Origin of the sequence: Streptomyces xanthii, from assembly GCF_014621695.1 — a bacterium.
In the GTDB taxonomy this organism is placed as follows: domain Bacteria; phylum Actinomycetota; class Actinomycetes; order Streptomycetales; family Streptomycetaceae; genus Streptomyces; species Streptomyces xanthii.
The window spans coordinates 98,477-124,507 of record NZ_CP061281.1 but is presented as its reverse complement, the minus strand read 5'-3'; the positions used below and the strand labels follow the sequence as shown (position 1 = coordinate 124,507).

General features: G+C 70.0%; 21 protein-coding genes and 1 pseudogene. 7 read left to right on the top strand and 15 right to left on the bottom strand.

Features of this window, described 5'->3' with window-relative positions:
• Positions 1–55: 55 nt before the first annotated feature.
• Positions 56–190: a hypothetical protein gene (locus IAG42_RS38290; RefSeq protein ID WP_262928299.1), complete on the top strand. Its 135-nt coding sequence runs from the start codon at positions 56–58 to the stop codon at positions 188–190.
• A gap of 105 nt (positions 191–295) precedes the next feature.
• A complete protein-coding gene (locus tag IAG42_RS00585; protein WP_223205789.1) occupies positions 296–883 on the top strand; it encodes a hypothetical protein in 588 nt (195 codons plus the stop codon).
• Positions 884–1,009: 126 nt separating this feature from the next.
• Here IAG42_RS00585 and IAG42_RS00580 read toward each other — a convergent pair.
• The 6 genes and pseudogenes from IAG42_RS00580 to IAG42_RS00555 form a co-directional block, all read right to left on the bottom strand.
• Positions 1,010–1,381: pseudogene (locus tag IAG42_RS00580) on the bottom strand (MFS transporter); the annotation flags it as partial.
• 352 nt (positions 1,382–1,733) lie between these two features.
• Positions 1,734–2,114: a PPOX class F420-dependent oxidoreductase gene (locus IAG42_RS00575; protein ID WP_188335004.1), complete on the bottom strand. Its 381-nt coding sequence runs from the start codon at positions 2,112–2,114 to the stop codon at positions 1,734–1,736.
• A 92-nt stretch (positions 2,115–2,206) separates the two neighbouring features.
• Entirely contained in the window at positions 2,207–4,585 is a 2,379-nt protein-coding gene (locus IAG42_RS00570; RefSeq protein ID WP_188335003.1) for a beta-xylosidase/alpha-l-arabinosidase, read from the bottom strand.
• Between the two features lie 8 nt (positions 4,586–4,593).
• Positions 4,594–5,415 (bottom strand): carbohydrate ABC transporter permease, encoded by an 822-nt coding sequence (locus IAG42_RS00565; RefSeq protein WP_188335002.1) that lies wholly within the window; start codon positions 5,413–5,415, stop codon positions 4,594–4,596.
• Positions 5,412–6,359: a carbohydrate ABC transporter permease gene (locus IAG42_RS00560; protein WP_188335001.1), complete on the bottom strand. Its 948-nt coding sequence runs from the start codon at positions 6,357–6,359 to the stop codon at positions 5,412–5,414. The genes IAG42_RS00565 and IAG42_RS00560 overlap by 4 nt, the downstream gene beginning before the upstream one ends.
• Before the next feature lie 17 nt (positions 6,360–6,376).
• Positions 6,377–7,684, bottom strand: a complete 1,308-nt coding sequence (locus IAG42_RS00555; RefSeq protein ID WP_188335000.1) for an ABC transporter substrate-binding protein — start codon at positions 7,682–7,684, stop codon at positions 6,377–6,379.
• Positions 7,685–7,834: 150 nt separating this feature from the next.
• On the opposite strand from IAG42_RS00555, the gene IAG42_RS00550 reads away from it, so the two are divergent.
• The 3 genes from IAG42_RS00550 to IAG42_RS00540 all read left to right on the top strand — a co-directional run bounded on the left by IAG42_RS00550 (position 7,835) and on the right by IAG42_RS00540 (position 11,597).
• Positions 7,835–8,896: a LacI family DNA-binding transcriptional regulator gene (locus tag IAG42_RS00550; protein ID WP_188334999.1), complete on the top strand. Its 1,062-nt coding sequence runs from the start codon at positions 7,835–7,837 to the stop codon at positions 8,894–8,896.
• Positions 8,897–9,100: 204 nt separating this feature from the next.
• Entirely contained in the window at positions 9,101–10,804 is a 1,704-nt protein-coding gene (locus IAG42_RS00545) for an amidohydrolase (RefSeq protein WP_223205788.1), read from the top strand.
• 31 nt (positions 10,805–10,835) lie between these two features.
• Positions 10,836–11,597: a helix-turn-helix transcriptional regulator gene (locus IAG42_RS00540; RefSeq protein ID WP_188334997.1), complete on the top strand. Its 762-nt coding sequence runs from the start codon at positions 10,836–10,838 to the stop codon at positions 11,595–11,597.
• A gap of 7 nt (positions 11,598–11,604) precedes the next feature.
• Here IAG42_RS00540 and IAG42_RS00535 read toward each other — a convergent pair whose 3' ends face one another.
• Positions 11,605–12,222 carry an NUDIX hydrolase gene (locus tag IAG42_RS00535; RefSeq protein ID WP_188334996.1) on the bottom strand — a complete coding sequence of 206 codons (618 nt, stop codon included), beginning with the start codon at positions 12,220–12,222 and terminating at the stop codon, positions 11,605–11,607.
• A gap of 257 nt (positions 12,223–12,479) precedes the next feature.
• Here IAG42_RS00535 and IAG42_RS00530 point away from each other — a divergent pair, with 257 nt between their 5' ends.
• Together IAG42_RS00530 and IAG42_RS00525 are read left to right on the top strand one after the other, a co-directional pair.
• Positions 12,480–12,950, top strand: a complete 471-nt coding sequence (locus IAG42_RS00530) for a hypothetical protein (RefSeq protein WP_188334995.1) — start codon at positions 12,480–12,482, stop codon at positions 12,948–12,950.
• Between the two features lie 240 nt (positions 12,951–13,190).
• Entirely contained in the window at positions 13,191–14,045 is an 855-nt protein-coding gene (locus tag IAG42_RS00525; RefSeq protein ID WP_188334994.1) for a S1 family peptidase, read from the top strand.
• 179 nt (positions 14,046–14,224) lie between these two features.
• On the opposite strand, the gene IAG42_RS00520 is transcribed toward IAG42_RS00525, so the two are convergent.
• The 8 genes from IAG42_RS00520 to IAG42_RS00485 form a co-directional block, all read right to left on the bottom strand.
• Positions 14,225–14,830, bottom strand: a complete 606-nt coding sequence (locus IAG42_RS00520; protein ID WP_223205787.1) for a DUF4822 domain-containing protein — start codon at positions 14,828–14,830, stop codon at positions 14,225–14,227.
• Between the two features lie 132 nt (positions 14,831–14,962).
• Positions 14,963–15,322 carry a VOC family protein gene (locus IAG42_RS00515; protein WP_188334993.1) on the bottom strand — a complete coding sequence of 120 codons (360 nt, stop codon included), beginning with the start codon at positions 15,320–15,322 and terminating at the stop codon, positions 14,963–14,965.
• Positions 15,323–15,428: 106 nt separating this feature from the next.
• On the bottom strand, positions 15,429–15,881 hold the full coding sequence (locus IAG42_RS00510) for an SSI family serine proteinase inhibitor (RefSeq protein WP_188334992.1): 453 nt from the start codon (positions 15,879–15,881) through the stop codon (positions 15,429–15,431).
• Positions 15,882–16,298: 417 nt separating this feature from the next.
• Complete coding sequence (locus tag IAG42_RS00505; RefSeq protein ID WP_188334991.1) at positions 16,299–18,476, bottom strand: family 20 glycosylhydrolase; 2,178 nt, start codon at positions 18,474–18,476, stop codon at positions 16,299–16,301.
• A 53-nt stretch (positions 18,477–18,529) separates the two neighbouring features.
• On the bottom strand, positions 18,530–21,700 hold the full coding sequence (locus IAG42_RS00500) for a GH92 family glycosyl hydrolase (protein ID WP_188334990.1): 3,171 nt from the start codon (positions 21,698–21,700) through the stop codon (positions 18,530–18,532).
• A gap of 64 nt (positions 21,701–21,764) precedes the next feature.
• On the bottom strand, positions 21,765–23,273 hold the full coding sequence (locus tag IAG42_RS00495; RefSeq protein ID WP_188334989.1) for a M81 family metallopeptidase: 1,509 nt from the start codon (positions 23,271–23,273) through the stop codon (positions 21,765–21,767).
• Between the two features lie 37 nt (positions 23,274–23,310).
• Entirely contained in the window at positions 23,311–24,630 is a 1,320-nt protein-coding gene (locus IAG42_RS00490; protein WP_223206343.1) for an alpha-L-fucosidase, read from the bottom strand.
• Between the two features lie 16 nt (positions 24,631–24,646).
• Positions 24,647–25,945 carry an alpha-L-fucosidase gene (locus tag IAG42_RS00485; RefSeq protein ID WP_223206342.1) on the bottom strand — a complete coding sequence of 433 codons (1,299 nt, stop codon included), beginning with the start codon at positions 25,943–25,945 and terminating at the stop codon, positions 24,647–24,649.
• Positions 25,946–26,031 lie beyond the last annotated feature (86 nt).

Sequence of the window (26,031 nt, the reverse complement as noted above, 5' to 3'; positions counted from 1 at the left end):
GTGCCGCACTCCCGATGGCCACCAGAGCCACACTCGCGGCCGGGACGCTCCGCCCATGACCTTCGCGACCTCTCACGTCCGCGGCTCCGTCGCGGTGACCGTCGGCATGGCGGCTTCCCTCAGCCTGTTGACGCCCGCGACGCACGCCCATGCCGCGTCCAAAGCAGTCCCCTCGTCGCGGATCCCGTGATTCCGAAGGCGGAGCGCACCGCCGCGCTGGGCGCGTGGGACGAAGAAGCGCTCCTACTCCTACTACGACACGGCTTCCCAGGACATGGCCGGGCAGGGCTGGAGCGTGCGACTGCGTCACAAGGACGGGGCGTCGTCGTTCGAGGAGACGTACAAGAAGCGCTTCACGGTGTCCGGCGGTGACATCGACGCCGCACTCACCCAGGCCAACCAGGCCGGGTTCGACAGCGGCGACACGAACTACAAGGCCGAGGTCGACTGGGGCTACGCGAAGCAGACCCTGAGCTTCAGCAATGACAAGACGCACAGCGCGAGCGGCTACTCCGGCACGTCCTTGCCGAGCAGCGACACCGGCCGCAACTGGCTGGCGGCCGACATCCCAGGGAGGCTGGCGAACTGGGGGAGCACGGGGTGGGGCACAGGCGTGCTCGGGTCGTCGCGTGCCCACGGTCCCGTCACGTCCGACGTCTACGCCGGCGCCTGGGGCCCGTCGGACGACGCGAGCATCGAGGTGCTGCCGGTCGTCGGCGCCTCCGGTTCGGGCACGGAGTACGTCATCGAACTCTCCTTCAAGACCGACGACTTCACGGACGCGGCCGCCCTGCACAAGGACGCGCTCTCCGTCGCCGAACAGAACGGCTGGCTCTACAAGGGCGACATCCTCAAGACCGACCTGATCCTCGACCGGTACTGACTGATCAGCCACCCGCACAGCCCCGGCAAGCTCGACGTCGACCACCGCGTGCCGCTCACCGAGACCGCGGCCACCCTTGGTGGCAGGCGCGGCGGGCTCTTTCCCTGGGGCCGCGGCCGGGGCGGGCTACTTGACGGTGGTCAGTTCGGGCGACGGCTCGTGCTCCGCGGTCACAGGGCCCTTGCCGGAGCGCACTCCGAAGGCGCTGACCAGCAGCGCGCCCAGGGCCGCGCCGAGCGGTACCCACAGTGCGGCCTGGTATCCGTCGAGGCGTGCGGCGGCCGAATCCGACGCCGTGGCCGCGACGCCGACCGCGGCCGCCCCGAAGAGACCGAGTGCCGCGCCGAACTGGAACGCGGTGTAGAGGAGGCCGCCGGCAAGACCCTGTTCCTCCTCCTTGACTCCCTCTGTCGCGACGATGGTCAGCGGACCGTACGTGAGGGCGAAGGCGATTCCGAGCAGCAGCAGGCCCGGAAGCATCGCGAGGTAGGTCCAGTCGAAGGCCGGGGCGCCCTTCTCACCGCCGCGCACACGGCGACCTACTTCGCGCGGCCCGGCGTCGCGTACGTCCCCGTCGCCGACGCGGAGCCGGTCGGCTACGGCCTGGTCTGGCGCGCCGGGAACACCACGGGCGCACTGACCGCCTTCGCGGACGCGGCCCGCACGGCGGCTCGGGAGATGACGCAGAGGGACCCACGGACAGCCGCGCAGGTATGAGCCGGGTGCGCGTTGCGCGGGGTGACGGCGGAGGTCGACGACACCGCGCCCTGGCTGGCATCCCTCTGGGGTGGCCGAATCCGGGGTGCGGGCCGTATCGGCCACGATCCCCGCCCCGCGGAAGGCTCTGGGCTCAGAGCTTCACGGCGATGGCGATGTGGGGTCGCTTCCCTCGCCGCGCGATCGTCGCGGGCCAGTCGGTCAGCCACCACTGCCAGGTGTACTTGCGGGCGAGTCGCTTTCGCACGGCCTTGAGACCGTCCGCGTCGAGGAATCGGCCCGTGCCGTCCAGGCGCTGCGCGCCGGCCGGGATCCGCCCGCGCATGTCACACGTGGCGACGACCACGTGCGGGTCGCGGCGGAGCCGTTTCACTTTCCAGGAGTCGATCCGCGTCCACACGTACAACTCGTCGTCCTCGGCCGCGAACCAAACGGGTGTGGCGACCGGAGTCCCGTCCTTTCGGAAGGTGGTCAGGCTGATGTACCGGCCCTGGCTCAGTTCAGCGGGAATCACGCGCTGTGCTCCTTGATCCTGGTGCGTCGGGTCCGGCCGACGGCCGGGGGGAGTGGGGTCAGGAGCATAGCGACGAGCCCTGGCCGATGGGGTCATTGGGAGGTGTGAGGGGTGGTCCGGAATCGGGCGTGCAGGTGTCGGTGGTGGTCGACGTGGCGCACGGGGCCGGTGAGGGTGACGCGGGTGGTGAGCCTGGGGGCGGTGCTGGAGGCGGCCAGGCGGAGTTCCAGTTCCCCCGGTTCGACCGCGCGCCTGCCGTCGCGCCCGGTGAAGGCCGCGAGATCGGCGGGGACGTCCACCGCGACGAGCCTCTTCTCGCCTGCGGCGAGGTCGAGTCGCACGTAGCCGATGAGCCGTTGCACGGGCTGGACGACGGAGGCCACCGGGTCGTGGAGGTAGAGCTGGACGACTTCGGTGCCGCTGCGGTCGCCGGTGTTCTCGACGGTGAAGGTGAGGTGGAACGCGCCGTCCGTCGGGGAATCGGCCGCCTCGACGGTGAGGTCGGACCAGGCGAAGGAGGTGTAGGTGAGGCCGTGGCCGAAGCCGAACGCGGGGGCGGGGTCGATGGTGGAGACCTCGCTGGCATGGCCGAGGCGGGCGGCGAGGTAGGTGGCCGGCTGGGCGCCGGGGTGTCCGGGAACGCTGAGGGGGAGCCGGCCGCTGGGGTTGGTGCGGCCGCTGAGGACGGAGGCGATGGCGGCGGTTCCGGATTCGCCGGGGAAGAAGGACTGGACGATGGCGGCTGCCTCGTGGGCGCCGCGGCCCAGTGCGTAGGGGCGTCCGGCCAGCAGCGCGCCGATCACCGGGGTGCCGGTGTCGAGGAGGGCGTCGAGGAGTTGCTGCTGGGCGCCGGGGAGGCTGAGGGATGCGGCGTCGCAGCCTTCGCCGCTGGTGCCACGGCCGAAAAGGCCGGCGCGGTCACCCAGCGCCGCGATGACGAGGTCGGCGTCGCGGGCGAGAGAGACGGCGGCGGGGATGCCGTCGGTCGCTCCGTCGTCGATGCCCGTGCCGTGCGCGACGACGATGTCGGCGGCGGGGAACTCCGACCTGAGCGCTGCGTGGAGGGTGGGCAGGTCGATGCCGAGGGGCGTGTCCGGGTGCTGTGCGCCGACGTGGACGGGGAAGGAGTAGCAGCCGAGGACGGCGGTTTCGGCCTGGGCGGTGGGGCCGATCAGTGCGATGCGCAGTGGCTGGTCGGGGTCGAGCGGGAGGGTGCCGTCGTTGCGGAGGAGGACGACGGCCCGTTCGGCGATCCGGCGTGCGAGGTCGCGGTTGGAGGCGGGATCGAGGTCGATGGTGCCGCGCAGGAGCTCGGGGTCGGTGGTGGTGTCCGCGTTCTCGAGGACCGGGGGGACGGGGCTCCAGTCGGGGTCGAGGAGTCCGAGGCGGACCTTCTGGAGGAGGACGCGGCGCACGGCGCGGTCGACGAGTTTCTCGGGGATCTGGCCGCGTTCGACGGCTTCGAGGAGAGGGGCTCCGAAGGTTTTGACGGTGGGCAGTTCGACATCGACTCCGGCGGCGAGGGCGGCTCCGGCGGCCTCGGCGAACGTCCCGGCGACGCCGTGCAGGGTCTTGAGGAAGGCGATGCCGAAGTAGTCGGCGACGACTGTGCCGGTGAAGCCCCAGGTGTCGCGGAGCAGTCCGGTGAGGAGCGCGTCGTCGGCGGCGGAGGGAATGCCGTCGGTGTCGGTGTAGGCGTGCATGACCGACCGGACACCGCTCTCGCGCAGCGCCATCTCGAACGGGGGCAGGATCACGTCGGCGAGCTCGCGTCGGCCCATGCCCACGGGGGCGAGGTTGCGTCCCGCACGGGAGGCCGAGTAGCCGGCGAAGTGCTTGAGGGTGGCGACGATGCCCGCGGACTCCAGGCCCTGGACGTAGGCGGTGGCGATCGTGCCGACGAGGTACGGGTCCTCGCCGATGGTCTCCTCGACGCGTCCCCAGCGGGCGTCGCGCACGACGTCGAGGACGGGCGCCAGGCCTTGGTGCACGCCGACCGAGCGCAGGTCGCGTCCGATGGCTTCCGCCATCTCCCGTACGAGGTCCGGGTCGAAGGTCGCGCCCCAGGACAGCGGGACGGGGTAGGCGGTGGCACCCCAGGCGGCGAAGCCGGCGAGGCACTCCTCGTGGGCGACGGCGGGGATGCCGAAGCGGTTGCCCGCGACGATCCTCGCTTGCGTCCGCATCAGGGAAACGGCGCCGAGGGCGGGGTCGACGGGGACCGTGCCGAAGGGGCGGGTCAGCTGGCCGAGCCCGTCGGGGATCAGCTCGTCGAGGTCGACTGGTTCCTCCATGTCGTGCTGGTGGGGCGCGACCTCGGCGCCTTCGTCGGAGGCGCCGACCCAGACTCCGAAGAGCTGGGCGATCTTCTCCTTGAGCGTCATCTCGCGGATCAGCGCGTCGACGCGGGTCTCGGGGTCCAGCGAGGGGTCCCGCCAGGGAGCGAGTGCGGTGCGAGGCGGCGTGGCCATGTGGGCGGTCACTTTCCTCCGACTCCCATCAGGCCCTGGACCAGGGCGCGACGGGCGAACAGATAGACGAACAGGATGGGGAGCATGGACAGGACGACGGCGGCGAGCAGGCCGGGGATGTCGACGCCGTGCTCGGTCTGGAAGTCGTACAGGCCCATGGTGATGACCTTGTTCTGCGAGGACTGGGTGAGCACGAGGGGGAACAGGAAGCCGTTCCAGGCCTGGAGGGCGGAGAAGACGACGACGGTCGACAGCCCGCCCTTGGACAGCGGCAGCACCAGCTGGAGGAAGATCCGCCAGGAAGAGGCGCCGTCGACGGTCATCGCCTCGTACAGCTCGGAGGTGATGTCGCGCATGACGCCGGTGAGGATCAGGGCGCAGACGGGCATGGCGAAGGCAGCTGTCGGGAGGATGACGCCGATGAGGTTGTCGTAGAGGCCGGCTTCGTCGATGAGGTAGAACATCGGCACGATCACGGCCTGGGACGGGATGGCGAGGCCGAGCAGGAAGAGCCGGAAGACCCGCCCGGTGGCTCTGCCGTCGCTGCGGACGATCGCGTACGCCAGCGGCGGGACGAGGAGCAGGACGATGCCCACCACGCACACGGTGACGAAGACCGTGTTGAGGAAGTAGTGGGTGAAGCCGTCGTTGAGGTCGTCGAGGTAGTTGTCCAGTGTGAAGTCCGTCGGGAATCCGAGAGGGCCGTTCGCCGCGTAGTCCGCCCGGGTCTGGAAGGTGGCGATCAGCATGACGTACAGCGGCAGGCCGACGACGAACAGCCACACGAGCGATCCGAGGCCCGCGAGGTAGTTGGGGCGTTTCCTGGTCACACGCCCTCCATGGTGCTGCGCATCTTGTCGTAGCCGCTGAGGCGGACCATGACCAGGGAGACGAGGCTGGCGACCAGGACGAGCAGCAGGGCGATGGCAGAGGCCATGCCGAAGTCGAAGCTCTTGAAGGCCTTTTGGTACATGTAGTAGGCGCTGTTCGTGGTGTCGGTTCCGGGGCCGCCCTGGGTGAGGATCAGGACGGTGTCGAAGGTGGTCAGGCCGCCGACGACCATGAGGATCGTCGAGGTCACGATGGTGTTGCGCAGTTGCGGCAGGGTGATGTGGAAGAACTGCCGCACCCGGCCGGCGCCGTCGATCTGGGCGGCCTGGTAGAGCACCTGGGGGACGGCCCGGGCGGCTCCCTGGTAGAGCAGCGTGTGCAGGGGGGTGAACTGCCAGGTGCTCACGAAGACGAGGACGCCGAGGGCGCTGGTCTGCGCGCCGAAGAGATTGCCGTCGCCGAACAGCCACTTCGCCTGGGACGGGACGCCGAAGTTCGGGTCGAGGACGGCCCGCCACAGGACGGCGACGGCGGTGACGGAGAGCAGGAGCGGGACGAAGTAGATCGCCGAGAGGACGGCCCGGTTGCGCTGGCGGCCGGCGGCCCAGACGCCGAGCAGGATGCTGATGGGGGTCTGGACGGCGACGCCGAGGACGGTGAGGAGGAGGCTGAGCCACAGGCTCTTGACCATGACGGGGTCGTCGAAGAGCTTGGTCCAGTTCTTCAGGCTGGCGAACTCGGGCGAGCCGAGGCCGTTCCAGCGGGTGAAGGAGAGCACGACGACCAGGAGGAGCGGTACGAGGGCGAACAGGCCGAAGAAGACGGCGGCGGGCGCCGCCCACGCGAAGCCCGGGCGGCCCACCCCGGTGACCGGGCGGCCGGTCCGCCTCTGACCCCGGGTCTCTTTGCCGCTGTCCACGGCGGACGCTGTGAAGGTGGTCATGTCAGGCGCTCCGGAGGTCAGGCCGCGGGGAGGCGCTGCATGGCGGCGATGAAGGCGTCGGTGTCCATCTGTCCGTTGAAGAACTGCTGGACCGCCTGGTAGAGCGTGGTGGTGGCGGCCGGCGGGAAGGCCTGGTCCCAGGAGAGCTGGAAGGCGGGAGCCTTCTTCACGAGGTCGTACTGGTACTTCGAGTACTCCGGGGACGCGGACTGGTCGAGGAACTTCGCGGTGTTGGTGGTGGTCGGCAGGTTCCCGACGGAGAGCTGGTCCTTGACGAACGCGTCGGAGTACATGAGCTTCAGGAACTCGGCGACGGCCTCGGGGTGCTTGGTGCTCTTGAGGACGGAGTAGAAGTTGTTGGGGTTGCCGGCGATGTTGCCGGGGTCGCCCTTGCCGCCCTCCACGGTCGGGAAGGCGCTGTATCCGAGGTCGCTCTTCACGAAGTCGGGGTAGGCGTCCTGGAGGGTCGAGTACTCCCAGGAGCCCATGAGCTCGAATCCGGCCTTGCCGGTGGCGAGCAGGGCGGGCGAGCCGCCGTCGGTGAACTTGACCGAGTCGTAGTTGGTGCCGAAGGCCCCGGCGTCGATCAGTTCCCTGAGCATGCCGAGTGCCTTCTTGCTGTCGGCGCTCGCCCAGACGTCCTTGTCGCCCTTGGCGGCCTTCTTGAAGAGCTCGGGGCCGGCGACCCGGTCGTAGACGTACTGGAACCACATCTGGGTGGGCCACTTGTCGCCGCCGCCCAGGGCGATCGGGGTGACCCCCTTGGCCTTCAGGGTCTTGACCGCGGCCAGGAGCTCCTCCCAGGTGCGCGGTGCGGTGACGCCCGCGTCCTTGAGCACCTTCTGGTTGCTGAAGAGCAGGACGGGCTGGGTTCCCCGCATGGGGACGCCGTAGGGCTTGCCGTCGACGACCGCGGTGTTGAAGACCGACGGAAGGAACTCGGACTCGAGCTTGGGGTTCTTCGCGATGAAGTCGTCGAGCGGTGTCAGCATCCCGGCGTCGACGTACGGCTTGATGCTGCCGCCGCCCCAGTTGAAGAACACGTCGGGAGCCTGTTTGCCGCTGATGATCGTCTGCAGCTTGGACTGGTAGTCGGCGCCCGGGACGGTGTCGAGGACCGCCTTGACCTTCGAGGTCTTGTTGAAGGTGTCGACGAGCCGCTTCTCCACCTTGTTCGTCGCGTCGCCGTAGACCAGGACGTGGATCGTGTCCGAGTCGCCGCCGGCGGAGCCGCCGGAGCCGGCGCAGGCGGCGAGGGACAGGGTCATCGCCAGCGACGCTCCACCGACGACAGCGGTTCTCAGGAGCTGCGCGTGTCGCTTCATCACGCCTCACTTTCGAAACAGTTTCGGTCCTGTTTCCGAAACTTCATGGGCGGGACGCTAGGGCGGGGTGCCGGACAGGTCAACCCTCTGTAGTCGCGTTACGGAAACGTGACTTCAAGCCCCGCCGAGGGTGTGTTCTATGCTGCTCAAATGCGCGATGCCGAGGAGAACAGGCGGATCACCCTGGCCGAGGTGGCCGAGAAGGCGGGAGTCTCACTTTCGACAGTTTCGAAAGTTCTCAACGGGCGACAGGACGTCTCGCCCCGGACCCGGAGCAAGGTGGAGTCGCTGCTGGAGGCGCACTCGTATCGCAGAACGACCCGCGCCGCCGGCGAAGCGCCCCTGATCGAGCTCGTCTTTCACGAACTCGACAGCGTCTGGTCCATGGAGCTGATCCGGGGCGTCGAGAACGTAGCCAAGGCCCACCAGGCCAGCGTGGTCCTCACGGAGAGCGGCACCCGGCACGCACCGGCGGCCGACTGGATCGAGGGCGTGCTGCAGCGCCGCCCGATCGGCGTCGTGCTCGTCTTCTCCTCGCTCCCCGACGAGGTCAAGCAGCAACTGGGAGCCCGCTCCATCCCGTTCGTGATCGTCGACCCGGCAGGCGACCCCGAACCCGACGTGCCCTCCGTGGGCTCGGCCAACTGGTCCGGCGGTGTCGCCGCCACCCGCCACCTCGCCGACCTCGGACACCGCCGCATCGGCATCATCACCGGCCCGGAGGACGTCCTGTGCTCCCTCGCCCGCCTCGACGGCTACCGCTCGACCCTCGGCATGGCCGGGATCCCCGTCGATCCGGCCCTGACCCGCTTCGGTGACTTCCACGTCGAGGGCGGCTACGCACGCGCCCTGGAACTGCTGCGCCTGCCGGACCGGCCCACGGCGATCTTCGCCGGAAGCGACCTCCAGGCGCTCGGTGTCCTGGAAGCCGCCCGCGTCTGCGGACTACGCGTCCCCGAGGACCTGTCCGTGGTCGGGTACGACGACGTCATGATCGCCCGCTGGTCCAGCCCCGCCCTCACCACCGTCCACCAGCCGCTGCGTCAGATGGGAGAAGAAGCCGCGCAGATGCTGCTGCGCCTGCGCGCAGGCGAGCCCGCGGTGACCCGCCTGGAGCTCGCGACCAGCCTCGTCGTCAGGAACAGCACGGCCCCGCCACCGGCGGAGCCGGCGGCCGCAACCCCCCTGCCTTCCGCCCGCGACGTGAACTGACGGCCCGGTCCCCGTCGTTCAACCGCCGAAGTGGCCTCGGACCGCCCTTTCGTGGCCGTCGGCCCCAGGCTGGATGCAGGGGCTGTCCCACGTCGCATCGCATCGGTGGGATGACCGATGTGCGAGGTGCGCGGGCGCGGCCATAGTCCTCGGGAGATCGTTCCCGGGTCGCCGTGGTGCGCCCGGTCGGTGAAAGGACCTTCTGTGGACACGTATGCGGACCTGGTGTTTCTCGGCGGGAGGGTGGTCACGGTCGACGCGGAGTTCTCCGTCGCGTCGGCGCTCGCGGTGACCGACGGGATCATCAGTGCTGTCGGAGGGCCCGGCGACGTCGAACCGCTCGTCGGACCCGGCACGCGCGTCGTCGACCTCCGGGGAGCCACACTGCTTCCCGGAATCAACGACTCCCATCTGCACGGGTGTGCCCTCGGCATGTCGACGCCGCCGCTCTCCCTCGACCTCAGCCACCCCGCCGTGTCGTCCCTCGCGGACGTCTCCGAGGCGGTCCGGGAGGCCGTCGGCCGGTTTCCGGAGGGGACGTGGATCACGGGGCACGGCTGGGACACCGGCTACCTCGACGAATGCCTCGCCGATCCCGCGCGTCAGCCCTCGCGGAGCGACCTGGACACCGTGAGCCCGGGCCACCCCGTCGTCCTGTACTCCTTCTCCGGGCACGCCACCTGGGTCAACTCCAAGGCGCTCGAACTCATAGGGATCGACCGGGACACCGTCGCGCCGCCCGGCGGCTCCATCGTCACCGACGCGGCCGGGGAACCGACCGGGCTGCTCCACGAAGGAGCCCAGGCCCTCATCCAGAACGCGCTGCCACCGCTGAGCCGCCAGGAGCGGGCCGACGCGATCAGGTCGAACCTCGCCACACTCGCCCGGCTCGGCATCACCAGCTACACCGAACCCGGCCTCGGCCCCGGCGGCGACGGCATCATGCGCGGAGCTCTCGGCACGGAGACCCTGGCAGTCTACCGTGACCTGCTGGCCGCCGGTGAACTGACCGCCCGCCTCGGCGTCCTGCTCCTGCCCACCGGAATGGCGAGCAGCGCCGAGGAGTTCGTTCGTTCCCTCGCAGCGCTCGGCGACCGCGGCGAAACCGACCCGCGCCGCCTCGCGATCCACGGCGTCAAGATCTTCGCCGACGGCATCGTCCCCAACAAGACGTCGTGGATGCACGAGCCGTACGTGGACGGCGGCTGCGGCGCGCTGTGTGTGGGCGGCGCGAACGACGCCGAGCGGACCGCCGAGATCGACGCCATCATCCGGCACGCCCACGCCGCCGGGCACCAGGTGGGCGTCCATGTCACCGGTGACCGGGCCTGCGACACCGTCGCGAACGCCTTCGCCGCCGCCGCGGCCGGACACCCGAGGGCCGACGCGCGGCACTACGTCATCCACGGCGACTTCCTCACCGCGCACAGCATGAAGGTCCTCGCCGCGCACGGCTTCGGCGTCAACATGAACCCCACCATCAAGTGGACCGTCGCCGACATGGAGGCGGAACTCGTCGGCACCGAACGGGCCGCCTACGCCTGGCCCTACCGCGACGCCATCGACGCCGGGGTGCGGGTCGTGAGCGGCTCCGACGCCCCCGTCACCCACCCGGACTGGCGCCAGGGAGTGGCCACGATGGTGCTGCGCGAGTCGAAGGCCACCGGCCGGATCAGCGGCCCCGAGCAGCGCATCGGCCTGGCCGAGGCGCTCCGTACGTACACGATCGACGCGGCCTGGCAGGACTTCGCCGACGACTGGAAGGGCTCCCTGGAGCCGGGCAAGGCAGCCGACCTCTGCGTTCTCGACGGGGATCTGCTCGCCGCCGACCCCCACGACATCCCGAAGATGCCCGTCGTCCTCACCGTCGTCGGCGGTCAGGTCGTGCACGACACCCTGCGAAATTGACCTGTCCCGGACGTTTGATCATCCTTGGGGGATGGCAGCGGAGCGGAGCACGGCGGACATCCTGGACGCGGCCGTCCACGTCCGCGCCGCCGCCAGGAACGCCGCGAGCGGGGCGACCGGCGTCGGCACCGTCCTGACGGCGCTGGCCGAGGTGATGGCCTACGACCACGCTTCCCTGTCCCGATGGGATCCGCTGCGCAAGCGCCACACCACGCTCGCCGGGAGCTACCCGGACGACGCCACCGCCTACATCGAGAGCCGCCTCCACCACGACCCCGTGTTCGCCGTGCTCCGCGGCCCGGCCCGGGGCGGCCTCTGGCTCAGGGACGTTCCCCGGAACCTCCTGGCGGCGTCCCCGGGCTTCCAGGAGGTGCTGTCCCCGCTCGGTATCGAGGACGGTGTGGCCCAGTGCCTGTTCTCCGCCGACGGGCGGTATGTCGGCATGCTGAACGTCAGCACCCGCAGTCCGCGGCGGGCGCCCGATCCGGCGCGTGCCGTGGTCACCCTGCTCACGGAGGCCCTCGCCGCGGCCGTCGACCCCGGCACGGGCCGTCCGTCCGAAGCGGCCCCCACCGCGGGCGGGCGGCGGCCCGGCGGACTCTCGCCACGGGAACTGCAGGTGCTCGGCGAGCTGACCACCGGCCGTACGAACCGGGAGATCGCCGAGCGGCTCCACATCACGCCGCGGACCGTGGGCACCCACATCGAGCACATCCTCGCCAAGCTCGACCTCCCCAACCGCGCGGCCGCCGCTGCCCGAGCCGCGGCCTGGGGCGTTGAACCCTCGCGATGAACCAGATCTATCCGCCCTGGCTTCCGGCTCTGGCGTGCTGCAACTTGTGGACGAAGCGGTGCATGTGAGGGTCGAGCAACTCGACCGGCTCACCGAGCACCTGCTCCTCGGTCAGCCACCGGATCGCGCTGAACTCGGCCTGGTCGTATGAGGTGATGCTGTCGGCGTCTGCGTCGAGGAGGTACCAGAGCGAGACGTCCGTATGCGTGCCCTGCCCGCGGGTCTCGGTGACGCTGAGGAAGAAGGGCGCCCTACCGGTGACCGGCGAGGCCTCGGCCTCGATGTCCAGCTCCTCACGGCACTCACGCACCACGGTGGCCCACGGGTCCTCGCCCGGCTCGACGTGACCGCCGGCCGGAAGCCACAGGCCCGCCTTGCGGTGCGCGACCAGCAGCAGTTGCCCTCTCGTCTGGTCGAGGACGACGAAATAGCACACCAGGTGCATCTCGGGGACATCCGGCTTGCGCACCCGGTAGATCGGGGCGCCGCCGACGATCCACCTGGTGGCAGTCTCTCGGTGGTCGCGCTCCAGGTCGTCCCAAGGTTCGATGGCGCCGATCAGCTTCAGAAGGTGGGCGCGCGGATCCGTGTCGTGGCCGGAGCGGGGGTGAACGGTCGAGGTCATCCGGGCATCCTGTCAGCGGGCACTGACAGACGACATCGACGGCGGCCGGATATGCGGATGCGGTGCGGCGAGACCATCGCGCTGAGCACTGTCCGCGGGCGGTCACGGTGGCGGCAGCGGAATCCGGACCTTGTCACGGCGGGGCAACAGCCCCGCACGTCGCACCGTCCGCCCGGAATTCCGGTCTAGCGTTCCCGTCGCCATCACTGGAGACCCGGCGCCGGACCACGGCCTCGGGGGCATCGGAAGGGAACTTCATGAGGCTCAGGCAGCTCGGCCGGATCGGCACCGCCGGCGCACTCACCGTCGCGGCGGCGGGCGTCTCGATCGTCTTCACCCCGTCCATGGCGTCCGCGGAAAGCGCCTGGCAGTGCTACGGCAAACAGGTCAAGCGCTGCGCGACGGTGTGGTGGGACAGGGAGACCGACACCTACCGGGCTCGGGCGAAGATCACCGACGTCGCCGGCGGCGGCAACTACACGGTGAAGGTCAACGACGTGAAGCTCCTGCGCTTCAACGGGACGGAAACGCTGACGGTGAAGTCCGCCAAGGACGACGACGGCTGGCACGGCACCGAGGACCTGGCAGGAACGGCCTCGGTCAACCCGTGCCGGTGGCCGAAGAACAGTTTCCAGGTACAGGCGAGGTTCTCCTGGAAGGAGAAGGGCGGTACCGCGAGCACCAAGACCTGGCGGCCCGCTATGGGTTGGGGCCACATGTGCGACTGATCTGATCCGCTATCCGCTACGGATGGTGGAGGGTGGTGCCGGTCGCGGGTGCCGCGTAGGCGGATCGTGAGCCGGAGTTCGATGACGGTGGTCAGGGGGCGAATCTCTCCGCGTTCCGGAGGGAAGCGCACGGCACTCTTGTGCACCCCCTGACTCATCCTCATACTCACCGCAGAACTGCGCACTTGGCAGGAGCACGCCACCAATGGGTGGTCGTGCCCACCGCGAGGAGGAGTTTCTGTGAGACTCAAGCGCATCACCGCGATCGCCGCCGCTGCCACCGGTCTGCTGGCCGCCACCGCGCTCACCCTTCCCCAGGCACAGGCCGCGCCGCCCAAGGCCTACGGCGCCGCACAACTGGCCAAGGTCGACCAGGCCGTCCTCAAGGCCGATGTGGGCGGCACCGCCTGGTACGTCGACCGGGCGAGCGGCCAGGTCGTCGTCACGGCCGACAGCACCGTGTCCGAGGCCTCGCTCTCGAAGATCCGGAAGGCGGCGGGTGCGGACGCGGGAGCTCTCCGCATCGAGCGCGGCCCCGGTCGGTTCACCCAGCTGCTCGGCCCCGGCGACGCCATCTACGGCGGCGGGTACCGCTGCTCGCTCGGCTTCAACGTCGTCCAGGGCAGCACCTACTACTTCCTCACCGCCGGTCACTGCGGCAACGTGGCCAACACCTGGTACACCAACTCCGCGCAGTCCACCCTGATCGGGCCCACCATCGGCTCGAGCTTCCCGGGCAACGACTACGCCCTCGTACGCTACGACAACGCCTCGCTCGCCCATCCGGGCGGCTACACCGCGGCCGATGCCTACGTGGGGGAGCCGGTCAAGCGCAGTGGCTCCACCACCGGTATCAAGAGCGGCACGGTCACAGGGCTCGATGCCACCGTGCACTACAGCGGAGGCGGCACGGTCCGCGGGATGATCCAGACCAACGTGTGTGCCGAACCCGGTGACTCCGGCGGTGCGCTGTACGACGGCAGCAAGGCGTTGGGCATCACCTCGGGCGGCAGCGGCAACTGCACGGTCGGCGGGACCACGTTCTACCAGCCGGTGCCCGAGGCACTCGCCAAGTACAAGGTGTCCATGTACTGAGGCCACCACCACGGCCTTCGGCCCGACCGAGACCCGCAGCCGAATCAAGCACGGGATCGAGGACGCGACCTGGGACGTGATCGAGGACCTGCGGGGTCCAGCAGAACCGAGCGTGCCCCCGCCGAGCGGGCCTTCTTCGATGTCACGGAGAAGATCCCGCTCGGCGGGGGCGCTCGCGATCAGCGGGCGTTGCCGTTGTTGAAGTGGTACTCGCCGTTGCCGCCCTGGTTGCCGTTCGCGCCGGGGCCGCGGCCGTCGGTGCCGGGCTCGACGTGGTTGGTCTTGGTGTGGACGATGTCGTAGTACACGCTGGTGTCGCCGGCGTTCGGGAAGACGCGGTAGGTGAACACGTTCTTGTCGAGCTGGGTGATCGGGACGGTGCGCTCGAAGAGCACCTTGCCGTTCGCGTCCTTCGCGTTGATCCAGCGCTCGGAGCCGTCGGGGGTGACGGTCCAGTCGCCGTGCAGCTTGGGGCTGTCGTCGAGGTTGTACATGGTGTACGTGCCGTCGGCGTCGAAGTAGGCCCAGCCCACGAAGTTCGACACGGCCGGGTCGTCGAGGGCGACACGGTTGCCGTCCTGGTCGACGGCGCCGGTGGTCTTCCACGGGGTCGAGGCGAGCACGTCGGACGGAGTCGCGTCCTTCAGCTTCGCGGACGCGGAAGCGGGGGCCGGTGCGGCGGACGCGTCGGCCGCCATGGCCGAGACGGGCACCAGGGCGGACACGGCGATCGCGATCGCGGATGCGGTGACAGCGGAGCGGCGGGAGATGCGAGTGATCTGCATGCCTTCAACGCTATGGTCGGCATTGGGGCGGGCATGTCATCCGATCGGCTATTCATGAATGCCCCGGACTGCCGACTCGCGCGTCGACCGGACGGCCGTGACACACGGGTGCCACGGTCCTGACCAGCGCGTTCAGCTTGGGGGATCGAAGACGCAGAACTCGTTGCCCTCCGGGTCGGCGAGGACGATCCAGCGAAAGCCGTGCTCGCTCATCTCCTCAGAGAGCCGCTCGGCGCCGAGTCGTTCGAGACGGTGAGCCTCGGAGATCAGGTCTGCGGTTCCGAAGTCCAGGTCGAGGTGCATGCGGTTCTTCCCCTGCTTGGGTTCGGGGACCTGATGCAGGAGGAGGGTCGGTGCGGGAGCCCGTCCGACCAGGCTCAGATAAGGGGGTCCGTGGAATCCGCGCCGGTAGTCCAGCGGGGCCAGTGCTGCGAGCCAGAAGTTCGCTTGCGCTTCCGTGTCGACACAATCCAGCGTCACGACGATCTGCATGGCGGCACGGTAGGAGCGCTGTTCCGTCTTGGCGATCCATTTTCCGCAGCGCGGGGGCTCCCGGGGGTTGCGGGTGCCGCCCCCCGAGAGCCTCTGCGCCCAGGCGTCAGAAGGCCAGAGCCGTGCTCCGTGCGAGCTCGGCGTTCATGGTGCAGCCGTTGGCGTACGTGGTCGACCAGTCGATGCGCCGGCCTTCCCAGACTCCGGTCGCGGAGATCGTGACCGGAGCCCATTCCTTGGTGCACAGGGCGTGAGGTGCAGGCTTCGACAGCTCCGTGAACATGCCGTTGACAGCGGCCAGTTCGGCACACGCGTCGGCTGCGGCGGGGTGGGTCCCGGCGGGACTCGGTGCGCAGGTGAGTGTGACCGAGCGGGTCACCGTGGCGTTCGCGGCATCGGGGCCCGGGCCGACGGCGAGGACGAGATCGCTCGGCGCGTAGAGCCCCTGGGTGGCCACGCTCACGGTGCGGCTGCTGTTCTGCGCGGTCGCGGTCGTGAGTGCCGTGGTCAGGAGGCAGGCGGCGACGGCCGTGACAAAGGCTGCTCGTGCGTGACGCATGGTGGTCCCTCTCTGGCTTCCCCGGGGTTTCCGAGGTCTGCGGAATTGCGCGTGGTGGGCGCAGAGGGGAGTGTTCCGATTGCGGAGAGTACGCACCACTGGTGCGGCCGACTATCGGACAGCTGTGTCCGTTGAGCGGTGAACGAGCGGCAAACGCCTCTGGTGAGGCAGGCGATGTGGGCACGCCTGCGGGCCTGACGCGCCGCCGAGGGACGGTAGTTCACTGCGCAAAGGCCGTCTGACCTGGCCCGGAGGACGTTCCGTTCTCAAGCATGGCGTTCGGCGTTCACGACAGTCGACCGGAAACAGACCCTGCCCCGCCGCACCGCACCGCCCGAACACAGATCGCTTGGGCAATGGCATATCAACTCGAAACCTGCTCGGGGTTCCCCACGACCTGGGGAACCCCGAGACAGGTCACCGCTGCGGTGGGTTCAACTCGAGTGATTCGACCGGCTGTCGGAAGCCAGGCGCGTGACCGAGCTTGCGCAGGTAGGGGTCGAAGGAGGCGAAGTCACGCACTGGGTTGGGAGAGTTCCACACCGACTGGGCGTGCACCCGCAGCCGGGGAAGCAGCGTCTGGGTGAGGACGTACTCGGGGGCCCAGCCGTGCGGGTCGTCCCAGATGGGGAAGAACTGCCCGACGCTGTCGCTCTCGGCAGGCACACTGTAGGGGGCGCCCCAGCCGCCGGAGTACACGTACGGGCTGCCGTACGCCGTCCACTGGTCGGTCGGCCACGGCTGGTTGATGGTGTTGTTCTTGTTGTCGGCCGTAAGGGGCGGCCACAGGTCGTGGTACAGGTCGGACGACGAGCCGATCAGGGTAAAGCCCGCGTCGAGATAGGCGTTCGCCGGTGGCGCGTCGTAGATCTCGGCCCAGTAGTCGATCGTGATGTCACGGCTCAGCCGGACGGCGCCGCCGGCCGGGTCGCTGATCATGTCGTTCCACATCCAGGTACCACGATCGTCCTTGGCGAGTTCGCCCGACAGGTAGTTGAACAGCGCCTTGTAGCCGTCCTCCCCGGTGGCCTCCGGCCCGGCGAAGCCGCGCACCCAGGACAGCAGCCGCGGGTTGTCCGCGTCGAAGAACTCGTCACCGCCGACATGTACGTACGGCGCGTCGAACGTCGCCCCGATCTCCCGGACCCACCGCGCCAGACGCTCCCGCACATCGGCACGGGAGTAGTCGTACCCCGTGTTCCCCGGCAGCGCGTACTGCGGATACACCTGAAGGTCGAGACTGCTGTGCCCGGGTACGTCGATCTCCGGGACGATGGTGACGTGATACCGACGGGCGAACGCGACGAGGTCGGCGATCTCGGCCTTGGTCCACGACCCGCCCGCGGGCAGCCGGTCGACCAGTTCCGGTGCCACCGCGCTCTCGACCCGCAGGCCCTGGTCGTCCTTCACCCGCAGTTGCAGATAGTTCATCTTGGAGTAGGCCAGATCCTTGATCTGGTTCTTCAGCCAGCTGATCGAGTAGTAGCGCCGCCCGGAGTCGACCTGAAGTCCGCGGAAGGCCTGGTCCGTCCAGTCCGTCACCACGCCGCCGGGCAGCCGCCCGGCCGACCGCAGGGCCTGCAGGACGGTCTGAGCGCCGTAGTACGCACCCGTGCCGGACCCACCGGTGACCACGACGGCGTCCTCGTCGATGTCCAGGCGGTAGGCCTGCGACTCCAGGGCGCGCGCCTTGGCCGGAGCGGCGGACAGGTCCACCCCTCCCGTGGTCAGCAGGATTCCCCGCGGTACGGACGCGTGATCGTCCACCACGCGCACCGTGGCCGTCCGGACCAGCTTGGCCTCGACGAACTCCTCGGCGACCCGCTCGGCGTCACCGCGCAGTGCGGCGGCCTGTCCGCGGCGGACGGAGACCGTGAGGTCGGCCTGCGGCCGCCACGACCCGCCCTCGCGACGCGCGAACGACTGCACCGCGGGGACGGTGACCGGGAACCCGTTCGCTCCCGGGGCGCGAGTGTCACCTCCGGGCGCGGGCGCCGGGTCGGCCGCCGGGCCGACCTCGCGGATCGTGAAGTCGTCGCAGTAGCCGGGCCCAGAGCCGCTGCCCAGCTCGTTCAGGAAGCAGAACGCGTTCAGCTCTTTCGTGCGCGGCCCTGTCGTGACGGTGCGCTTCACCGTGGTCCAGGCCGCGTCGGTGACGTCGACGTAGTGCGCGGCGCCGCGGTAGTACGTGACGCTCTCGGCGTCGAAGACTCCGACCCGCACCGACGCGCCGCCGGAGGCGCGGACCTTGGCGGTGAACTCGTAGACCGTGTTGGGTTCGACGTGCCGGATCGGCTTGTTCACCATGCCGCGGGACACGCCCGTGCCGCGCACCGGCAGGTTGCCGCCCTTCGGGGTGCGGCTGTCCCCGTCGTACGCGAGTCCGACCTGCGCCGCGTGGCCCGACCCCGAGGCGCCCGGAGCGACGAGGGAGGCGTGGTAGTACTGCCCGCCGTCGAAGGTGCCGGACTCGAATCCCGGGTCGGACATCACCGGCCCGCCGCCCTCGGCGCTCGCCGGTGAACCGCCCAGCGCGGTCAGCAGGCCGGCGCACAGGGCCAGCGCCGCCGCGGTGGCCGACGCGCGCCGTGACACGGTCTCGCGGCGCTTCCTCGACCGGGGACCAGACTGTCTTCCGGAGTTCTGTGTCATGACGGGTTCACCTCGACCTCGGCGAGCGACAGGGGAGTATTGGTGGCGAGTTGGATGCGGACATGGCGTCCCGAGGCCCGCACCGGGACCTCGGTCGGCGTGGCGGCGGTGTCCGTGCGGTGGACGGCGGTCACACCGGGCTGGGCGAGCGCATCGGCGAGCGAGTCGCCGGTGAACGGGGTGTCGGAGACGAGGACGTAGTAGTCGGTCAGGCGCTCCGAGCAGCAGTCGGTGCGGTTCCACACCGTGACGTCGGAGATGGCTTTCGAGGCGCCGAGGTCGACCTGCCACCAGGGCTCCGGTGAGCCGTCCTCGGCGGTGTGAGTGACCGACCCGACGGTGTAGTTGCCGTCGGTGTTGCCGTCGACGGCCCGTGCCGCGACACCGCCCCAGGCGGTGCTCTTCTGCGTGGCCGGCTTGCCGTACGACAGCGAGGTGACCTTCAGGGAGAGGAACGTGCTGCCCAGCGGCTCACCGGTCGACGTGTCGGTCATCGTGACCTCGACGGTGCGCGGGCCGGGCTTGGCGGAGTCGCCCGCGGCGACCGTCACCTCGGTGGCCGCCCGGCCACCGGCGTCGACGCTCAGCCGGCCCGAGGACGGTGTCACGGTGATGCCGTCGGACGCGTCGGCGGTGAAGGTGACCTCGGCCCGGGAGCCGGTGAGATTGGCGGCGCCCACGCTCGCCTTGAGGCTTCCGCCCGGTGCGAGGAGCGCCGGACTGGCATCGGGCAGCGAGGAGTACGGCCGCACCCCGGCGTCCGTCGTGCCGTGCCGCGGTGGCTGAGCGTCGCTTCCCCGGCCCCAGTCGGTGCTCGACGGGTCGGAGGTCAGAGCGAACCGGACGGTACCCGCGTTCAGCAGATCACCGTGCTTGATCCACGACTTCGTCCAGGCCCGGTCGCCGACCCGCACGGATGACACGTACTGCAGCTTCGAGCGGTCCGCACCCGGCGCCACGATGTCGACGGGCCGGCCGCCGTCCGGCTGGATCCGCACCCGGTCGAACATCGGCGCGCTGAGCACGTACTCGGCGGAGCCCGGCATCACCTCGTAGAAGCCGATCATCGACCAGACCGACCAGGACGAGAGAGTGCCGAGGTCGTCGTTGCCGGGCATGCCGTAGGCGTCGTCCGTGAACAGCGGCTGCGCGGCGCGCAGCACCGCCGAGGTCTTCCACGGCTGATCCGTCCACGCGTACATCCAGGGCGCGTGCAGATCGGGCTCGTTGTTCGGGTTGAACGCGAAGTTGTTGTGGTAGTCGTACGCCCCGACGACCCACGACTTCTTCGCCACCCCGGTGTGGTCGCGCAGCAGTTCCGGCATGTCGAAGAAGGTGTCGAGACGCTGCTGCGCCTTGGCCTTTCCGCCCATCAGTGCGAACAGGCCCGGAGCGTCCTGCTGCGCCAGCCACTGGTACTGCCACGCGGTGCCCTCGTGGAAGCCGGTGCTCTGCGTCGGATCGGAGCTCCCGGCCCAGGTGCCCTGAGGTGTGCGGGCGCGCGGGAAGCCGTCGAAGCCCTTCGAACTCACGCCGAAGTCCCACTCGTCGGCGAAGTTCCCGCACCGTGCCCGCAGCGTCTTCGCCTTCGCCGTCTCACCGAGACCGCCGGCCATGCCGGCGAGACCGCAGTCGGCCAGCGCGTACTCCAGCGTCGCGGACCCGGCCTGACGGGAGTCGCCCCAGGTGTAGCCGCCCTTGTCCTGGTAGCCGATCCAGCCGTTTCGCGTGTACGTCGGGTTGCCGTCGCGGCCGCGGAACACCGACTGGTCCGACGGCACCTGGGTGACGTTCTTCCACAGCGCGTCGAACAGGGCGCGCGCGGTGGGCTTGTCGAGCAGTCCGCGGGCGTACAGGGAGGTGATGAACGGCGTCGGGCCCTCGCCGCTCATCACGTTGGTCTCGCTCGCCCCGAGAGCCCAGCGCGGCAGCCAGCCGCCGTCCTGGTAGACGTGCAGCAGCGACTTCGCGATGTCGGTGGCGCGGCGCGGTTCGAGGAGCGCGACGAGCTGGTTCTGCGTCCGGTACGTGTCCCACAGCGAGAGCATCTGGTAGTACGGCCGGTCGCTGCGGTGCACCTTCTTGTCGAAGCCCATGTAACGCCCGTCGACGTCGGAACCGACCGACGGATGGAGCGTCGCGCGGTACAGCGCGGAGTAGAAGGTGCGCAGGTCGGCTTCGCTGCCGCCAGCCACCTGCAGCCGGTCGAGCTGGCGCGCCCAGGTCCGGTGGGCGGCCGCCCTCACCGAGTCGAAGGTCTGCTCCGCGCTCTCCGTACGGCGGTTGAGCCGGGCGCCGTCGACCGAGGTGTAGGAGATGCCGACGGCCGCACCCACCTGGCCGCCGCCGCTGAATCCGACCATCGCGCCGCCGTCGGCCCGCGAACCGTCCGACGGCGTCCCGCTGATGGCGGCCGACCGCCGGCCGGAGGCGACGTCACCTCCGTCGGCCCAGGTGCCGAAGATGTCGAAGGCCCGGTCGAACTTGGCGCTGAAGAAGACCTTGTACCGCTCCTTGCCCGTCTCCCAGCAGAAGTTGCCGCCGGTGATCCAGCCCTCGACCGTGTCGTCGCCGACGACATCCACGTGACCGGCGTACGTGTAGCCGTTGCTGGAGCCGACGTTGACCACCACGGTCCGCCGGTCGGCGTTCGCCGGGAAGGTGTAGCGCTGCCATCCGGTCCGCGCGGTCGCCGTCAGCTCGGCGCTCACTCCGTTGTCCAGGCCGACCTTGTAGTAGCCGGGCTCGGCCTTCTCGTCGGCGTGGCTGAAGCCGGCCGCCTGCTGTTCGGGCCGCGTCCCGGGGAACGCGCCGGGCACCGGCATCAGGCGGATGTTCCCGTTGGTCTGGCAGCCGACGCCGGACAGATGCGTCTGGCTGAATCCGAGGATCTCCGAGTCCGCGTAGTCGTACGAGGCGTAGGAGTTGAGCCGGGTGTCCGGGCTGTTCTGCACCATTCCGAAGGGCAGCGCCGCCCCGGGGAACGTCGTGCCCGACCCGTTGTTCCCGATCGAGGTGTTCACATAGGCCGTCGGATCCTCGGGGAACGACGGTCCCGCCGTGGGGGACGCGGCCGTGGACGTGGCCGGTGTCCCGCTGATCAGGACGGCCGCGGAGGCCAGGACGGACAGGATTCGGACCAGGCGGACTGGTCTCGGCAATCGCATGGGCTCTCCCTGGGAGATCGAATGCTGACTGGGTGCGACATCGTTGTCACTCCCGTGTGTCCCCTTACTCCTCGGGCCCGCCGAGCGGACGGTCGGAGGCGGGGACGATCCGGGCGGTGAGGTCCGGGTCGGGCATTCGCGGGTCGAAGGGGAACATCGGCCGGCGGATGCGGTGGTGACCGAGTCGTGTGAGGTGCTGGTCGACGCCGCCCGGGGTGAGTGCCATCTTCCAGTCGGCGGCCATGGCGAAGAGTTCCGGTTCCAGATAGCCGATCTTGACGATGACGACATCGGCCGTGCGCGGGTTCAACGCGAGGTCGGTGAAGTCGTGTTCGTGGTGGTACGGCTTGCGCAGCCGGGTCAGGATCACGTAGACGCTGCCGATCCGCAGCACCACCTCCGTCCGCGCGTCCCGGTCGCCGTGCCGTACCGCGTGCACCGCGCCGGTCATGGTGAGGGGCCCGGCGTGCCGGTCGTCGACCTCGGCGCCCGCGGTGACGGTGACCGTCGCTCCGACCCCTGCCCGTACGGCCGCATCGACCGCGGCCGGGCCCGGGAGCGAGGCGTACAGCACGGTCGGTCCGGACGGATCCTGGAACTCGGGGCGGGCCAGTACGCGTGCGAGGCTCCAGGTGACGTCGCCGGCGCCGCCCGCTGTCGGGTTGTCGCCGGTGTCGCTGACGAAGTACGGCCGAGCCGTGGAGGCGAGTGCCTCGTCGAGACACGCGTCGAGGGTGCCCGTCGGGGCGACGAAGGCGAAGTCGTGCCGCGCGTCCCAGATCCCGCGTGCCAGCCGCTCGGCGCCTGCCGTGACGGCGGTTTCGTCGGAGCCGGTGACGACCACGGCCGCGCGGTTGCGCGGCTCGTCCGCCCACGCGTAGCCGACCCAGACCGCGGCGTCCGTCACTCCCTCGGCCGCCTCCACCTCGTCGACGGCCGCGTACACGCTCCGGGCGGGCTCGACACGGGTCGAGGTCTGCTCGCCGGCCAGCAACACCGGCACCGGGATCCACGCCTTCACCGGACGCGGTCCGCCGCCCGCCAGATGGTCGACGAGGTTGCGGGCGGCGCGCTCCTTGGTCTCCATCGTGTCCTCGTGCGGAGCCGTGCGACAGCAGGTGATGAGGTCGGTCAGGTGGACCAGAGCGCGGGAGACGTTGCCGTGCAGGTCCATGGAGGTGGACACGACGACGTCGGGGCCCACGGTCTCGCGGATTCGGGCCAGCAGGTGCGCTTCGGCGTCGTCCAGCCCCTCTACGGTCATCGAACCGTGGATGTCGAACCAGAGGCCGTCGACCGGCCCCAACTCCTTGAGGCGCTCGATGAGTTCGCCGGACAGGGCGGCATACGCGGATGCCGTCACCGTTCCGCCGGGCAGGGCCTTGCCGACCAGGACACCATGCCAGTCGGCGGCGGAGCGCAGGGGTTGCCCGTGCGCCAGGAACGGACAGCGGGTGAGGACGTCGGTGCCGCGCTGCGGGTGGAAGGCGGGGGCCTCGGTCCGGGCCGGGGAGAACGTGGACGACTCGATGCCCAGACCGGCGACGGCGATCACGGGACGGGGTGTCGGCATGGCTCCTCCGTGAGCTGACAGGGGTGGTCGCCGGGGCCTACGGGGTGGCATCGGAGGCGGCCTGGTCGCGGGTGTGCGTGCGGTAGAGGTCGAGTTCGCCGTCGAGTTCGAGGGCCAGCACGGTGCACAGCGGGTCGAGGTGGTCGTCGGTGAGGTGGATGTACTCCCATCCGGGCACCTCGTCGAGGCCGCCGACGCGCTCGTGCCGTACCTCCGTGTCCGCGCCGAGCACCCGCACCGAGGTCACCGCGTTGCGTACACCGCGCAGGACCACGAATTCGCTGGGGCGGTCGAAGACGAAGAGATACAGCGTCCTGCGGTCGGCGGAGAGCGTCGAGGGGCCGTAGAAGTGGCCGTGCGGCATCCCCCGGTCCGTCCCGTACACGGCGGGGGAGTGCCGGCCGATCCACTCTCCCAGGGCCTCCAGACGGGCGGCCTGCTCCGGGAGAATGGTGCCGTCGGCCTGCGGACCCACGTCGAGGAGCAGGTTGCCACCACCGCCGATGGTCTCCGTGAAGATGCGGACCAGTTGCCGCGGTGACTTGTGGTGGGTGTCCTGGGGTTGATGGCCCCAGGAGTCGTTGATGGTCAGGCACAGCTCCCACGGGCCGATGGGCGGCTCGATGGGCACGCCCTGTTCGGGCGTCGCGTAGTCGCCGTGTCCGGTCAGTCTGCCGTTGACGACGGTGTGCGGGGAGCGGGTACGGATCTCCGCGGCCAGCGCTTCCATGCCCCATTGTTCGGGGGTTCGCTCCCACTCGCCGTCGAACCACAGGAGGTCGGGCCGGAAGCGTTCCAGGAGCTCGCGGACCTGGGTCCGGTGGAAGTCCAGGAAGTTCCCCCAGCGGGCCGGGTCCTCTTCGCCGGGTGCGGGCACCGAGTAGGGGTTGCCGCGTTCCGCCGGGTCCTGGTCGGGCTTGCGCACCGTGGCGTAGTCCGGGTGGGACCAGTCCAGGTGGGAGTAGTAGAGGCCGACCTTGACGTCCCGTCGGCGCAGGGCCGCGACGTATTCGGCGACCAGGTCACGTCCGGCGGGGGTGCGCTTGACCACCGACAGGTCGTTCGCACCGGTGTCCCACAGCGCGACGCCGTCGTGGTGCTTGGCGGTGAGCACGGCGTAACGGGCGCCCGCGCGGACGAAGAGGTCCGCCCACGCGTCGGGGTCGAAGCGGTCGGCGGTGAACCGGTCGAGCTGCGTCATGTACCGGTCGTACGGAACCCGGCCGTCGAAGAATGACCAGGACTCGGCGACGCCGTCCACGCTGTAGATGCCCCAGTGGATGAAGATGCCGAGCTTGGCCTCGGTGAACCAGCGTTGTGAAGTCATCGTGACAGCTCCGTCGGTGGGTCGGTGAATCGCTCGGTGCTCTGCGTCATGCGACGCAGCCTTCGATGGCGAGCACGGCCGCGGCCGCTCCCCGCAGCTCCTCCGGCACGATCACCGTGCCGTCCGGGTCCGTGGCCGCTCTTTGACGGCCGGCCGCGGTGAGCCAGCTCGCGGGGCGGCCGGCGGCGAGCTCGGCGACATCACGGGCCGGTGCCAGCCGTCCCCGGTCTGGCGCCAGGTCCGTCACGAACAGGGTCTTCTCCCGCGTGGTGTAGCGCACGGGATGACCGGCCGGGTCGGTGTGGCGGATCCAGGGCCGGGTGCCGTAGACGGCTTCGCCGTTGACCCGTAGCCACTGTCCAAGGCGGCGCAGCCGCGAGACCTGGCTCTTCGGCAGCGAGCCGTCGGCCCGCGGGCCCACATTGAGCAGCAGGTTGCCGTTCTTGGCCACAATGTCGACGAGCAGCCGGATCAGCTCGGCGGCGCTGAGGAGATGCCGGTCGTCCTCGGCCGCGTTGTGGCCGAAGGACTGCCCGAGTCCCCGGCACGCCTCCCACACCGGCTCGGACGGTTCCTGTTCGGTCAGGTACTCGCGTGTGCGCACGCCGTGGTACGGCACGCCCCAGCGGTCGTTGACCAATCCGTCGGGCACCTGCTCGAGGTAGCGGGCGAACAGCGCGGCCAGGTCCCGGTCGCCGCTGCCCTTTCCGTCGTCCGGCCAGTCGATGTCGTTCCAGAGGTAGTCGGGCCGGAACCGCTGAACGAGTTCGTCGAGCTGCGCGTGTGCGTAGTCGGCGAAGGACCTGTCGTTGCGGCGCAGTTCGAACAGGTCCGTCAGCGAGCGGATCGGCGGCAACGTGCTCACGTGCCAGTCGAGGGCGCCGGAGAAGTACAGGCCGAGGCGCAGATCGTGGCGGCGTGCGGCGCCGCTCAGCTCGGCCAGCAGGTCGCGGCGGGGGCCGCGGCGTGCCGCGCTGAACGGGGTGGTGTCCGAGTCCCAGAGGCAGAAACCGTCGTGGTGCTTGGCCGTGGGCACGACGTAGCGTGCGCCGCATTCGGCGAACAGGGACATCCACGCGTCGGCGTCGAAGCGCTCGGCGGTCCACAGGTCGGCCAGGTCCTCGTACGACGTGCCCACGCCGTACGTCTCCTCGTGGAACCGCCGGGTGGGCGATCCGGCGATGCGCACGGTGTTGGCGTACCACTCGGCGTAGGGATGGTGGGCGTACTCCAGCTCGACGGGGGTGTGGACGCCGGGGTCGCGGGGCGTGCCCCAGGCGGGCACCGAGTAGATGCCCCAGTGGACGAAGATGCCGAACTTGGCGTCGGTGTACCAGCGCGGCAGGGAGGCGGACGGGTAGGCGGGGGTGTGTGCACCGAGGTCGGGACCGGTGCGTCGGTCGAAGCGCAGCAGGGGATCCTCCTATGAGG

Bases quoted from the DNA above. Each gene is read 5' to 3' on its own strand.
- IAG42_RS38290 (WP_262928299.1), top strand. From the start codon at position 56: ATGACCTTCGCGACCTCTCACGTCCGCGGCTCCGTCGCGGTGACCGTC.
- IAG42_RS00570 (WP_188335003.1), bottom strand. From the start codon at position 4,585: ATGGCCACGCCGCCTCGCACCGCACTCGCTCCCTGGCGGGACCCCTCG.
- IAG42_RS00560 (WP_188335001.1), bottom strand. From the start codon at position 6,359: ATGACCACCTTCACAGCGTCCGCCGTGGACAGCGGCAAAGAGACCCGG.
- IAG42_RS00555 (WP_188335000.1), bottom strand. From the start codon at position 7,684: ATGAAGCGACACGCGCAGCTCCTGAGAACCGCTGTCGTCGGTGGAGCG.
- IAG42_RS00550 (WP_188334999.1), top strand. From the start codon at position 7,835: ATGCGCGATGCCGAGGAGAACAGGCGGATCACCCTGGCCGAGGTGGCC.
- IAG42_RS00540 (WP_188334997.1), top strand. From the start codon at position 10,836: ATGGCAGCGGAGCGGAGCACGGCGGACATCCTGGACGCGGCCGTCCAC.
- IAG42_RS00535 (WP_188334996.1), bottom strand. From the start codon at position 12,222: ATGACCTCGACCGTTCACCCCCGCTCCGGCCACGACACGGATCCGCGC.
- IAG42_RS00530 (WP_188334995.1), top strand. From the start codon at position 12,480: ATGAGGCTCAGGCAGCTCGGCCGGATCGGCACCGCCGGCGCACTCACC.
- IAG42_RS00520 (WP_223205787.1), bottom strand. From the start codon at position 14,830: ATGCAGATCACTCGCATCTCCCGCCGCTCCGCTGTCACCGCATCCGCG.
- IAG42_RS00515 (WP_188334993.1), bottom strand. From the start codon at position 15,322: ATGCAGATCGTCGTGACGCTGGATTGTGTCGACACGGAAGCGCAAGCG.
- IAG42_RS00510 (WP_188334992.1), bottom strand. From the start codon at position 15,881: ATGCGTCACGCACGAGCAGCCTTTGTCACGGCCGTCGCCGCCTGCCTC.
- IAG42_RS00500 (WP_188334990.1), bottom strand. From the start codon at position 21,700: ATGCGATTGCCGAGACCAGTCCGCCTGGTCCGAATCCTGTCCGTCCTG.
- IAG42_RS00495 (WP_188334989.1), bottom strand. From the start codon at position 23,273: ATGCCGACACCCCGTCCCGTGATCGCCGTCGCCGGTCTGGGCATCGAG.